At 55.3% G+C, this 12033-nt stretch carries 10 protein-coding genes and 1 other RNA gene; 4 read left to right on the forward strand and 7 right to left on the reverse strand.

The window, feature by feature from the left end:
• Positions 1-3: 3 nt before the first annotated feature.
• Positions 4-347, forward strand: a transfer-messenger RNA (tmRNA) gene (gene ssrA / locus HEQ34_RS12650).
• 111 nt (positions 348-458) lie between these two features.
• Here the strand turns inward: ssrA and HEQ34_RS12655 are convergent.
• The 7 genes from HEQ34_RS12655 to lptD all read right to left on the reverse strand — a co-directional run bounded on the left by HEQ34_RS12655 (position 459) and on the right by lptD (position 9515).
• A complete protein-coding gene (locus HEQ34_RS12655) occupies positions 459-1712 on the reverse strand; it encodes an N-succinylarginine dihydrolase (protein WP_296201028.1) in 1254 nt (417 codons plus the stop codon).
• The gene (locus HEQ34_RS12660) at positions 1712-2743 is read right to left on the reverse strand and encodes an arginine N-succinyltransferase (RefSeq protein ID WP_296201031.1); all 1032 of its coding nucleotides are present in this window, start codon (positions 2741-2743) and stop codon (positions 1712-1714) included. Before HEQ34_RS12660 ends, HEQ34_RS12655 begins: the two co-directional genes overlap by 1 nt.
• Complete coding sequence (locus HEQ34_RS12665) at positions 2740-3948, reverse strand: hydrolase (RefSeq protein WP_296201033.1); 1209 nt, start codon at positions 3946-3948, stop codon at positions 2740-2742. The genes HEQ34_RS12660 and HEQ34_RS12665 overlap by 4 nt, the downstream gene beginning before the upstream one ends.
• A 51-nt stretch (positions 3949-3999) precedes the next feature.
• On the reverse strand, positions 4000-4821 hold the full coding sequence (gene rsmA / locus HEQ34_RS12670; protein ID WP_296201035.1) for a 16S rRNA (adenine(1518)-N(6)/adenine(1519)-N(6))-dimethyltransferase RsmA: 822 nt from the start codon (positions 4819-4821) through the stop codon (positions 4000-4002).
• Positions 4821-5837, reverse strand: coding sequence for a 4-hydroxythreonine-4-phosphate dehydrogenase PdxA (gene pdxA / locus HEQ34_RS12675; RefSeq protein ID WP_296201037.1), 1017 nt, complete (start codon positions 5835-5837; stop codon positions 4821-4823). The genes rsmA and pdxA overlap by 1 nt, the downstream gene beginning before the upstream one ends.
• Complete coding sequence (locus HEQ34_RS12680) at positions 5837-7177, reverse strand: peptidylprolyl isomerase (protein WP_296201039.1); 1341 nt, start codon at positions 7175-7177, stop codon at positions 5837-5839. The genes pdxA and HEQ34_RS12680 overlap by 1 nt, the downstream gene beginning before the upstream one ends.
• 106 nt (positions 7178-7283) lie before the next feature.
• The gene (lptD, locus tag HEQ34_RS12685) at positions 7284-9515 is read right to left on the reverse strand and encodes an LPS assembly protein LptD (protein WP_296201040.1); all 2232 of its coding nucleotides are present in this window, start codon (positions 9513-9515) and stop codon (positions 7284-7286) included.
• Between the two features lie 177 nt (positions 9516-9692).
• Between lptD and HEQ34_RS12690 the strand changes: the two genes are divergently transcribed.
• The 3 genes from HEQ34_RS12690 to ndk form a co-directional block, all read left to right on the forward strand.
• A complete protein-coding gene (locus HEQ34_RS12690) occupies positions 9693-11150 on the forward strand; it encodes a leucyl aminopeptidase (RefSeq protein ID WP_296201042.1) in 1458 nt (485 codons plus the stop codon).
• 12 nt (positions 11151-11162) lie between these two features.
• Positions 11163-11594: a DNA polymerase III subunit chi gene (locus HEQ34_RS12695; protein ID WP_296201044.1), complete on the forward strand. Its 432-nt coding sequence runs from the start codon at positions 11163-11165 to the stop codon at positions 11592-11594.
• A gap of 68 nt (positions 11595-11662) precedes the next feature.
• Positions 11663-12033: nucleoside-diphosphate kinase (ndk, locus tag HEQ34_RS12700; RefSeq protein ID WP_296201046.1), on the forward strand; the 371-nt coding region annotated here is incomplete at its 3' end.

Genomic DNA, 12033 nt, shown 5'->3' on the forward strand with positions numbered 1-12033 from the left:
CCTTCACTTCCCATTCATGAAAAAGGGCCTATATGGGTCGGTGCCGGGTTCGCCCGGCTATGGTGATAAATTGCGATGTGCAATAGGTGCAGCGGACCCGGGGGCGGTACCCGGCAGCTCCACCAAAATCTCTGTTTGTCAGAGGTCTTGGAGGGGCTGAACTAGGATCGACGTGCGTTGAAAAGCATTGTTTTTGCCCGGCATGAATAAGCCGTGAAATGGTTCATAACCAATAGGTGCAAACGATAACTCAGCACTTGCTCTCGCAGCGTAATTTTGGGCCTCACGGTCTAAACTTACACTAAAAGAACGCGGCCGAACCGGCCGGGCAACAGAAAGGTTACAGCGGCCCCCCGGAGCCGGGCAACAGAATCCGGGACCCTTTTTATATGCGCGTGCCGGATTGATGCTCTCGCCTCAATGGTCCAATCCCCGCGCGTTGTTAGAAATCTGGACCGTCAGGCGAGCGTAATGAGGTCGGTGGCCTCCAACAACGCCAAACGAGCCGACCGGACCTTAACCAGCAAATCGGCGTCGCCAAGCTGGTCGGGCGTGATGCTCTCTGGCCAATGCGCGGCAACAATTTCCGCTATGGCGTCCAGCTTTGCCGCATCGGCGATAAAGCGCGGGTCAACCGTTGCGGGATCGGCAACAACCCGCAGGCGCAGGCAGGCCGGGCCGCCGCCATTTGCCATTGATTGGCGCACGTCCACTGGTACAAGCTTGCGGATGGGGCCATTGCCATCGACCATTTCAGTCAGCCAGCCCCAAACTCGGGCATTTTCTTGCGCTTCGCTGGGCAAAATAAGCGCCATGCCGCCGTCGGGCAAGGTGACTAACTGCGCATTGAACAAATAGCTTTGAATGGCGTCTGCAAGGCTAACGCGGTCTGCTGGGACGATGATGATTTCTGCCGCAGGCATAAGCCGTTTAACATCGGCATAGGTCTGCTCTGGGTACTCAAACGCATGTTCATGCGTGAAAAGCACGCGTTCATTTGCCACGGCAACGACATCATTGTGAAACGCGCCAGCGGCGATGGCAACTTCGGACTGCTGCACAAACAAAGTTTTGGCCTGGTCAAGCCGGTGCGCGCGCGCTATGGCCTTTGAAGCCTCAATATGCTGTCGCGCAGGGAAGGGGCCGCCGGTTTTGCCATAGACAAATATTTCGACACCCGCTGCATCATGCGATGCGCATAAGCGCATGAAATTGGCTGCACCCTCGTCGCCAAATGGCGCTGGAACTGGGCCATGCACCGCAAAATGCTGTTCATTAGCAAAGGCCAACTGCAACTGCGCCAGCGTCCCTGTCCACTCATGGCTTCGGTGCGCCATCGTGAGCAAATTTGCAGCCGACAAATGGCATTTGCCGTCCGCCGTGTCTGGCCCGGGCGAAACAGTCGCCGCATTGGCCGCCCACATTGCAGAAGCCGAAAAAGCGGCAGCGCGGATATGTGGCTCGGCCGATTGCATGTTGGTTGCAAGCCCGCTGAGCCAGTTCTGGTTTGGCCGATCAAGCGGCATGAAAAACCCTTGCGCCAGACCAAGACCAATGTTGGCGCGCATCTTCTCAATGCCCTGTAACGCCGCAGCTTTGGGGTAAGATGCCGCGCCAGCGTTGTTTGACGAAGCCAAATTGCCAAGGCTTAGCCCGGCATAATTATGGCTTGGCCCTATAATTCCGTCAAAATTGATTTCTACCAAAGCCATTAAGACCGCTCCACATAAGTAACCTGATCGCCAACCGAAATATTCAGCGCCCGCGCACATTCTGCATCAATGATGACGTCATCGCCGCGATCATCAATCCAGCCATAAGCGGCCTTAAATGCGTGCAAGCGGCCCAATGTAAGCAACTTCTTTTGGTAGCCCTTCTGTTCGCGTGCGGAATTGCTTATCTCCGTTATCGTCACATCCTTTGCCTCGCGGATACTCCGGATCTGGTCAGTGCGGGCGGTCATCGTTGGGCCACCGTCAAAAATGTCGATATAATTTTCCCACCCGAAACCTTCATTTTCCAGCATACGCATGGCCGCGCGGCCAGAAGGGTGTGGCACGCCAATCACGGCTTTTGCGCTTTCCTGAAGCATGGCGATATATACTGGATGCTTGGGCATGAGGTCGGCAATGAATTGGTTGCCGAATTTCGCGTTGAATTCGTCGGCCTCTTGAAAGCTCATCCCGAAAAAGCGTCCGGCCACGCCATCCCAGAAAGGAGAGCCGCCAGCCTCGTCGATCACGCCGCGTAATTCGGCAATAGTTCTGTTTGCGAACCTTTGGCGGTGATTGCGAATGAAAAGATAACGGCTGCGCGCAATCAACAGGCCTAGCCCACCAGCGCGTTCACCGGGGTGCAGGAACAAACCGCCGACTTCTGTGGCGCCCTCCAGATCGGTCGAGAGGTTTAAGATGTCCGCACGGAATGTGCGTTCCAATTCCACACTATGCTGGGTTAGCGCGCCAATGCGATAGCTGTAAAACGGCCATGTCTGCCCAACCTTGCCAAAGATTTGGCAGGTGCCGCGCACTTCGCCGGTGATGCTGTTCTGCAACACGAACACATACAGGTCGTCTGCAACATCATCCCCCACGCGGTCAAATCCAGCGGCAGACCGTTGCAGCTTTGCCGACAACGCTTCCTTGTCCGGTGGCAAGTTGGTGAAACCACCGCCGGTGCGTTTCGCCATTTCGTAAATCGGTTGCAAATCGCCCATATTTGCCGGACGGATCAGGAAAGTCATAAAGCCCCTTTTTCTGATAAACGCATGATGGTCAGTGCGGACAATTGCGCGCGCTCTGTTAGGCTTTCGACGATGAGGAATTCATCTTTGCTGTGAATATTGCCGCCGCGAACGCCCATCGTATCGACCGCCGGGACGCCGCATGCCGCGATGTTATTACCATCACACACGCCGCCGCTGGAACGCCAGGCGATGGATAGGCCAAGATCAGCGCCAGTTTGCTTTACGAGGGCAAATAGCTTGGCGGCTCCGTCGTCAATTGGCTTGGGTGGGCGGCCAAAACTGCCATGCAGATGGGCACGCACGTCATGTTCGCGTTCGATGTCGGCGATGATCCGGTGCAAATCTGCCTCGGTCTGTGTTACAATCTCCGGCGTACGTGGTCGGAAGTTAACGCGCAAGATGGCGTGGTTGGGCACTACATTATTCGGCCCGCCACCATCGATTTTGGCAGGGTTGACCGAAAGCCCTTCGCGCGAGAGCCGCTTGAGCCGAAGCGCGAGATCCGCCGCCGCCAATAACGCATTGCGGCCATCATCGGGGTTGCGCCCGGCATGTGCTGACAAGCCTGAAAAAATGATTGAGAAATTGCCACTCCCGCCACGTGCCCCGGCCAGCGTGCCGTCGGGCAGTGCAGGTTCATAGGTTAACGCTGCCAACTTGTTCCGCGCAAGCTCGGTTAGGAGCTTCGCTGATGAAGGTGAGCCAACTTCCTCATCGCTGTTGATAAGGACTTGATACCCCGTACGCGATAGGCTTGCCGAAAGTTCAACCGCGCGCAATGCGGCGAGCATGACGGAAATACCGCCTTTCATGTCGGCAACACCGGGGCCATTGAGCACCCCGTCATCCAACCAGCGCAGCTTCTGAAATTCATGGTCCGCAGGAAAAACCGTGTCCATATGGCCCGTAAACAACAATTGTGTCGGCGCATCAGGGCGCACTGTGACCAACAGATGCTGCCCATGCGCGACAGTTTTGATGGATCCGTCGGCCAGCACGCGGTCGACCGGTTCGGGATTAACCAGGGTAACTTCGCCAGGAAGAACTGAAAACGCATCAGCCAGCATTTTTGCGGTCGTCGCCAAGCCATCGAGATTGCCGGAACCGCTGTTCACCGCGGACCAGCTTTCTACTTGGTCAAGCATGGGCCGCTGTTGAATTGTTTCAAGAACCTGTCGTTCGCTGTCGGTTAGTGTATGCATGAAACGATCTTAGCTTTGGTCGCATAAAAGGACCACCCCTAGCGTATTGGGTTATCCAATTTCCCGTGCGAGCGCGCACCATTCGGCTATGCTGATTGTTTCAGGGCGGCGATCTTCGGCAATTCCAGTTCTGTGGAGTGCCTCCAAAGCGCCGGGAACGCCTTTGAGACTTTGCCGGAGCATTTTGCGCCTCTGCCCGAAGGCGGCACCCGTCAGATTTTCCAACACCGACATTTTGACCCCGTTTGCCGCTTCCTTGGGTGTGATGTGCACTACGGCGGACATGACCTTTGGCGGCGGGGTAAAAGCGGAGCGATGGACTGGCATTGCAATTGACGCATTCGAACGCCACTGCGCCAATATGGCCAGGCGGCCAAATGCGCCGGTGCCAGGGGAGGACACTATCCTGTCAGCAACTTCGCGTTGGAACATAAGCGTGAGGCTTTTCCATGTTGGTGGCCATGCATTGCCGCCAAGCCAGCCAACGGCCAGCGCGGTGCCCACATTATAGGGCAGGTTGGAAACGATGTGAAAGGGCGCGCCGATTTCGGCAAAGGGATCGATTTTGAGGGCATCGCCCTCAATCACGCGCAATTGGCCGGGAAATGCCTCCGCCAGATCGGCGAGCGCTGGTAAGCAGCGATGGTCGCGCTCTACGGCAACAACATGTGCACCGGCGCGCAACAGTGCCCGTGTGAGGCCACCGGGGCCGGGGCCTACTTCATACACAACTTCGCCCGCCAATGGGCCGGGAATGGCCGCGATACGATCAAGCAGTTTCTCATCAAAAAGGAAGTTTTGGCCAAGTGCCTTGCTGGCCGACAGGCCATGGCGGGCAATGACCTCCCTAAGTGGGGGCAGTGAAACCGTCATCAACCACCATCGGCGGCGGCAAGGCGGTATAATGCCGCTGACTCCGCCATTTTGATTGCTGCAATCATGGAATATGGCAGTGCCTTATTTTGGCCAGCTATACCGAAAGCCGTGCCATGGTCCGGCGATGTCCTGACGACGGGCAATCCAAGAGTGATGTTGACAGCATCGTGGAAATACAGTGTTTTCAGTGGAATAAGCGCTTGGTCATGATAGGCGCATAAGGCGGCGTCATATTGCGCGCGTGCCTCGGCATGAAACATGGTGTCGGCGGGCAGGGGGCCAATGACATTGAAACCTTCGCTCCTGATCTGCGCAATGGCGGGTTCAAATATTTCTAGCTCTTCGCGACCCATATTGCCCAATTCTCCGGCATGGGGGTTGAAACCAGCGACCGCGAGCCGTGGATTTTCGATACCAAAATTACGCTGCAATCCCTTTGCTGTGGCGCGCAATCGTTGACGGATCAACCTTCCGTCCAGCTTTGCCGCGACTTCGGCAAGCGGAATATGGGTCGTCATCGGGACCACGCGCAGGTCCGGGCCAGCGAGCATCATGACCGCATTATTCTTGGCTACGCCGCAGCGTTCGGCAATGAATTCGGTTTGGCCGGGGTGCGTAAACCCAACGGCATAAAGCTGCGATTTGGAAACAGGGCCAGTGACCAAGGCGGCGGCGCTCCCTGCCCGGGCAAAGCCAATCGCCATTTCCAACGCCTGATACGCACAATGCGCGCCATCAAGGTCGGGACGTCCTGGAACAACCGATAAGCAGTTATGCAATTGAATGACCGGCAACGCGCTATCAAAATGCTTGAAGGTATCCGCCGGGTTCTCAATGCGGACAACTGGGCCGTCCCAGTGCGGCGCGAAACTTCCAATGTCGCCAATGGCAAAGAAAGGCGCCAAGACAGAGGCGTGGCGAGCTTCCCATGCTTTTCCAATAATTTCCGGTCCGATTCCAGCCGGATCACCGACCGAAACGGCCAGCGGCAGTTCCAGTCGGCCCGACGGCATCAGTTATATTCGATAACGGCGTCGCGGCGTAAATCGCGCAGGTAGATGCGGGCGCGCTTGTTCACGCGCTCTTCTTCCAATCGCGACATGATTTCGTCAAAACTCTCCGACGCCGCCTCTTGTGGTGCGTCGCGACCACACAGGACGAATACGCGAACGCCATCTTCCAAAGAACCATAAGGTGGTGTTGATTGGCCAACCTGTAAATCGAGCATAACCTGCTGCAATGGAGCAGGTAATTCGCGGATTTTGATACCGTCTCGGTTAACCACATCGGCGCCAAGTTTGCGCGCCATCTCGTCCGCGACACCGCAGCCGGAGATTTGTTGCGTTTCCTCGCTGAACCTTTTGATCAATGGCGTCACCTGCGCTTCAGATGTGCCCTTCGGGAAGTTGATTGCAATTTGCTTCAAGCTTAACACGGAGTCTCGTGGATCAGAGGTCGCCACCTGGCGTTTATCAATCAGTAAAAGGATAGAGATACCGCCAGGCGATCCCACGGCTTTAACCTCGTTACTGTTCATACTTGCTGCTGCCGTGGCCAGCGACTGTGGCAATTGCGCGAGCGACAACCAACCCAGATCACCGCCGACAGACGCAGTGGATGCTTCAGAAAACTGCCGCGCGTAAGCTACGAAGTTGCCGCCTTGGCGCAATTGATCAATTATTTTTTTGGCGCCTTCCTGCACTGACGGCAATGTTTCAGGCGTCGCCGCCAAATAAATTTCGCCCAAGCGATATTCAGTGGTGCCCTTGGTTGCCTTAATGCGTTCAATGATAGCGTTAACTTCGTCGTCGCTTACATTCGCAGATGGACGTACATTGCGCGAAAGCAGTCGGCTCCAGGAAAGCTCGCCCTTAATTTGGCGCTTGAGTGTTGCGACCGACGCACCAATGGATACCAGATATTTTTCGACCTCGTTTGCTGGGCGGTTGAAGTTCTGTCGCGCGACACGGTCGAAATATTGGTTTACTTCAGCTTCGGTGACTTCAATTTCATTGGCCGCCGCCTCTTGGATCTGCAATGTTTCATCGATCAAATTGGTCAAGATTTGTGCGCGAAAACGGGCGAGTTCTTCTGGCGGTAATTTGTTGTCATTCGCAGCGACGATAAGCGCAAGGCGGTGATCAATGTCCGTGCCAGTGATGATTTCACCATTCACCTGCGCAGTTGCACGACGCACATTGGGGTCGTTTTTGCCGAACAACTGTTGTCCTTCGGGTATATCCAAATTGGACTCAGGGGCGATAGCATCAGAGGCCGTTTGCGCAATTAGCGGTGTCAGTGCCGTGGCGGAAACGAGCACGGCAGCGAAGGACAAGCGCGTGAATAACTTCATTGATATTGATCCAATACAGTATCAGGTTCGGACGGCCAAGTAGCCAATGCCTGCTGAACAGCAGATGAGCGGCTAGAAACCCGTCAGAATATTTCTTAATGACGCCTTACACACCCAGATTGCGAAATGCCAGACGGAACAGGAAGCTGTTACCGCGCTGGGAATCGCCCACAGGCTGATAGTCGCGGCGCCACGTTAGGCTTAATGATAAGCAATCGTCATCATAGGAGACGCCAAGCCTGTGCCGGATGGGGTCGAACCCATCCGAGAGGATTGAGGGGTCTTCGTTGGCATCGGTAAGGTCAAGAATGGTCGATCCAAAAACCGACCAGTAGCGCGCAACACGGACACGCCCAGCGAGACGAATTTCTTCCCGGTCATTCAAATCTTCTAGCGTCGGACCAATATTGCGGTTCAACTGTAGGTAGCCCGCCTGCAAATAGGTTCCGCGTGAACCAATCGTGGCGTCGACTTCGTTACGCCGGATGGCCAAATTGTCCTTATCCAGTCTGAAACGGTGCGTTAGCTTTACGATATCTTTAAAGCGAAATTCTGAACGGCCGACAATGTCTGATGCCTTGTCCGAAAGTCCTGTCCCGTCGGGGAAGATCGAAGCCCGGTTGGATAAGCGGTAGCTTTGGCCCAAATTGACATCGGCCGTAAAATTGGTCTTCCGCAAGGCCCAGTCGAAGCCATAGGTTATGCGATAATCGTCTTCAAACCGGTCATAGCCGGGAAACCGGTTCAGCGCGAAAAGATTGCTATCCTCAAGGTCGACCGCCCGCGAATCTTCGTTTGGAATCTTCAGATTGCTAATGGACGGCGCTGCCACGACCTGAACGCGTGGCGTAAAAATCTGCGTACCGCCAAAGGCCTTTCCTACGAAAGGCCATTTAACGTCTGCCGCCGCTGCAAATATGCTGCGCGTTTGCCAGCCGGTTTCACCGCGGTAAATTGCCGTAAGCGTGCTTGCATTATTGTCGCTGTTGTAGACATCGCCACGCGCAAGCATAGTAAAGTTCACTTCTTGACCAAGGCCATTAATTGTCCGCAAGTCCCACTTGGCGGAGGCAAAGGCCCGTTGCGTGTCTTGTCCCTCCGTGCGGGCAATGGCTAGGCTGTTGGCCTGAAGCTGAAAAGTTCCTCCAACCACCGGGGCATCCATACGCAAGCGGTAATCTATTTCGGGCAGCGCAATAGGCGCAAGCCCTTGTGGGTCGCCTGTACGCAAAGTCTGCACAGCCCAGCCTGCCAATGAAAAGTAGCTTTTGTCGCCGATCCGCTCTGCCGAAAATGTCGAACGCAGCCTGTCGTCGCGGCTTATGTCATAGCGCCGAAGGAATGTCCGATCGGATGCATAGCGACCGGATGCCGAAAATGACCAGGATGGGTCGAATTGAAACCGGCCAGCGCCCTCCAGATATCCACGAAACACATTTTTCCCAACGGAGCTTTCAACTCCGCTTGTGCTAATGCGGTCACTATATGTGCCATATGCCGTCAGGTCGACCGCGCCGTATTTTTCCAATGACCGAAAATTCACGCGGCCCAAAGGTGCCGCATCGGAAAATGCAGTGACTGATCCGGTTACATCCCGATTTTGGGTGATGCGCCAATAATAAGATTGCTCCAACTCAACGCCGTTGTTGCGGGAGAAACCGATGCTTGGAACGAGAAAGCCGCTGCCCGCCTTTGTACCGACAGGGTGCGATAAAAACGGTAACGGTATAACGGGTAACCCAAAAAGCTCGATACGCGCGCCTTCGTAATCAACACGTTTCTTGGCGGGGTCATAGACGACTTTGACCGCCTTTACCTCCCAGCTTGGCTTTTTCGGGCAGCCATCGGCGGTTTCTACCTTACACGCGGTGTAGGCGGCGTAGTTTAGCGTATAGACGCCATCTTTGCGTGCGCCACGATTGGCGGCGAGGCGGCTCTTGTCGGCCAGCACCACCAGCATATTGTTGATAACGCCGTCTTTTAGGGCGTCGGTAAGCTCGACTTTGTCACCATAAGCAACGTCACCTTCTGGTCCGACCGTGCGGATATTTCCCTCGGCCACAACTTGGCCAGTCGTGCGGTTCCATACGATGGTATCTGCGCGCACGACATAACCGTCGCGATTGGCAATTACGTTGCCTTTGGCCGTTACGACTTCGGTATTCGGATCATATTCGAGATCCGCAGCAGAAAACCCAATCGGGTCGCTGGGCTGCGGCGTTGTTTCGGCGGATGCTGCGGTTTGGGCCATCGCGACTGTCGGCAACGCGCCGCATCCGAGCAATATCGGCATAAGCAGGAAACGAAAAAGGGCGGGCCGAGGGGCAGGAATAATCATAAAAACCGATATGCCCTTTATCGCCGCTATTGCCGCGGGTCCACCCATGTTGCCACGCATGGCATTATTTGGGTTTAAGCGCTCGCATATTCATATCATCTTTTGCTTTAACCGGAACCGGTAATAGGCCTATAGAAACGACAAACATAACACTCGGCGGAAAGGCTGTTTATTTCCATGAAAATCAATTTTACCCATGCGCGCCCGCAGGATGCCGACGTGATCGCATTTATCGTTACCAAAGGCAATTTTGCCGGTTTCGAATTTCCCTTGGAAAAAACGGACATTATTCGCGCAACCGCAAAGCTTGCACGGTTTGAGGGTGCTGCTGGACAAAGTTTTCTGTTGATCAACGAACAAGACGGTAAGTTGGTGCGCATCATGCTACTGGGCGTGGCGGAAGATGAGGCGGCTGATTACCAGAAAGCTGGCGGAGACATTATCGCCAAGGTGCAGACATCGGGCGCAAAGCACATTGCCATTCATGGGGCTAATTTGACGGCGCAACACGCGGCAGAGGTCGCTTTTGGCGCAACGCTGCGCAATTGGCGGATGGACAAATATCGCACCAAATTGCCCGAAACGTCAAAGCCGACTGTGGACTCGTTCACCGTCGTTGCTGCGCCTAAAGAGGCCAGCGCACATTGGACAAGTTATCATGCGGTGGCCGAAGGCGTTGCCCTGACTAAGGAATTGGTGACTGAACCCGCTAATATCATTTATCCCGAGAGCTTCGTTGAGCGGTGCCAGCATTTGAAAGAACTGGGCGTCGAAATCAGCGTGCTGGATGATCAGGATATGGCGGCGCTTGGCATGGGGGCGCTTCTGGGCGTGGCGCAAGGATCTCGTCGCCCAGCGCGCCTGCTGGTAATGAAGTGGGACGGCACTGGCGGCGCTCAGCAACGGCCAGTTGCATTGGTCGGCAAGGGTGTGACGTTCGACACAGGTGGTATTTCCATCAAGCCAGCCGCAGGCATGGAAGATATGAAATGGGATATGGGTGGCGCGGGCGCTGTTGCAGGTGCCATGAAGGCATTGGCGGGACGCAAGGCCAAGGCCTATGTCGTCGGCGTCTGCGGCCTTGTGGAGAACATGCCGGACGGTAATGCGCAACGTCCCGGTGACGTCGTCACGTCAATGTCGGGCCAAACGATTGAGGTGCTGAACACCGATGCAGAGGGCCGCCTTGTTTTGTGCGACGCGCTGCATTGGGTGCAGCAGAAGTATAACCCAGAATATATCGTCGATTTGGCGACACTGACGGGCGCGATCATTGTGTCGCTTGGCAGTGAATATGCAGGGCTATTCTCGAACAGTGATGAACTTGCCGATAAGCTCACGGCAGCGGGTAAGGCATCAGGCGACCCGCTGTGGCGGTTCCCCTTGTCGAAGGCTTATGACAAGATGATCGACAGCCCGATTGCCGATATGAAGAATATCGGCGGGAAAGGCGCAGGTTCCATTACCGCCGCGCAATTCTTGGGCCGCTTTATCAAGGACGGCGTCAAATGGGCGCATCTTGATATTGCGGGGACCGTGTGGGCCGACAAGCCGGGTCCCGTATGGGACAAGGGCGCAACCGGATTTGGCGTGCGCTTGCTTGATCGCTTCGTCGCCGACAATTTCGAAGGCTGATTTAGTCGCATCATGCAGGTCGATTTCTATCAGCTCACCCGCGATCCTGCTGAAAAGATACTTCCCATCATTGCCCAGCGTATATTGGACGATGACGGGCGGTTATTGATTGTCAGTGACGACGAAGCGCAATTGGACGCCATATCGTCCGCGCTTTGGACGGCAAAGGCGGACAGCTTTCTGGCGCACGCCAAGGCAGGCGAGGCAGAGGATGCCCTGCAACCCATATTGCTGTCCCATGTTGCCGAAGCTGCAAATAAAGCGGGTTTTGTGGCCATTGCCGATGGAAATTGGCGTCCGATTGAAAAAGAATTCGATCGCATTTTTTACCTTTTTCCGCCCAGCCATACGGACAATGCGCGCGCCGCGTGGCGAAGCTTAAGCGATGGCGTGGAACGGCGTTACTGGAAACAGGATGGCGGCAAATGGGTACAAGGCCCATAAAGCTTGCACAAAAAGCCAAGCATCGTTAGATGCGCGCCAAATTCACCCCTATATCTTTGGAGCATCCCATGGCGGTTACACGCACATTTTCGATCATCAAGCCCGACGCAACACGCCGCAACCTGACAGGTGCCGTGACCAAGATGCTTGAAGAAGCCGGCCTGCGCGTTGTGGCTTCAAAGCGCATTCATATGTCGCGTGCACAAGCCGAAGGCTTTTACGCCGTGCACAAAGAACGCCCGTTCTTTGGCGAACTCGTCGAATTCATGATCAGCGGGCCAGTGGTCGTTCAAGTGCTTGAAGGCGAAGACGCCATGCAGCGCAACCGCGACATCATGGGCGCGACAAACCCCGAAAATGCGGAACCCGGCACCATCCGCAAGGAATTGGCCGAAAGCATCGAAGCCAACACAGTGCATGGTTCGGACAGCGATGAAAA

Source organism: Sphingorhabdus sp., assembly GCF_023910635.1.
Lineage (GTDB): Bacteria > Pseudomonadota > Alphaproteobacteria > Sphingomonadales > Sphingomonadaceae > Sphingorhabdus_B.

Excerpts from the sequence above, each read along its gene's own strand:
- HEQ34_RS12655 (WP_296201028.1), bottom strand. The coding sequence starts at position 1,712 with ATGGCTTTGGTAGAAATCAATTTTGACGGAATTATAGGGCCAAGCCAT.
- HEQ34_RS12660 (WP_296201031.1), bottom strand. The coding sequence starts at position 2,743 with ATGACTTTCCTGATCCGTCCGGCAAATATGGGCGATTTGCAACCGATT.
- HEQ34_RS12665 (WP_296201033.1), bottom strand. The coding sequence starts at position 3,948 with ATGCATACACTAACCGACAGCGAACGACAGGTTCTTGAAACAATTCAA.
- rsmA (WP_296201035.1), bottom strand. The coding sequence starts at position 4,821 with ATGACGGTTTCACTGCCCCCACTTAGGGAGGTCATTGCCCGCCATGGC.
- pdxA (WP_296201037.1), bottom strand. The coding sequence starts at position 5,837 with ATGCCGTCGGGCCGACTGGAACTGCCGCTGGCCGTTTCGGTCGGTGAT.
- HEQ34_RS12680 (WP_296201039.1), bottom strand. The coding sequence starts at position 7,177 with ATGAAGTTATTCACGCGCTTGTCCTTCGCTGCCGTGCTCGTTTCCGCC.
- lptD (WP_296201040.1), bottom strand. The coding sequence starts at position 9,515 with ATGATTATTCCTGCCCCTCGGCCCGCCCTTTTTCGTTTCCTGCTTATG.
- HEQ34_RS12690 (WP_296201042.1), top strand. The coding sequence starts at position 9,693 with ATGAAAATCAATTTTACCCATGCGCGCCCGCAGGATGCCGACGTGATC.
- HEQ34_RS12695 (WP_296201044.1), top strand. The coding sequence starts at position 11,163 with ATGCAGGTCGATTTCTATCAGCTCACCCGCGATCCTGCTGAAAAGATA.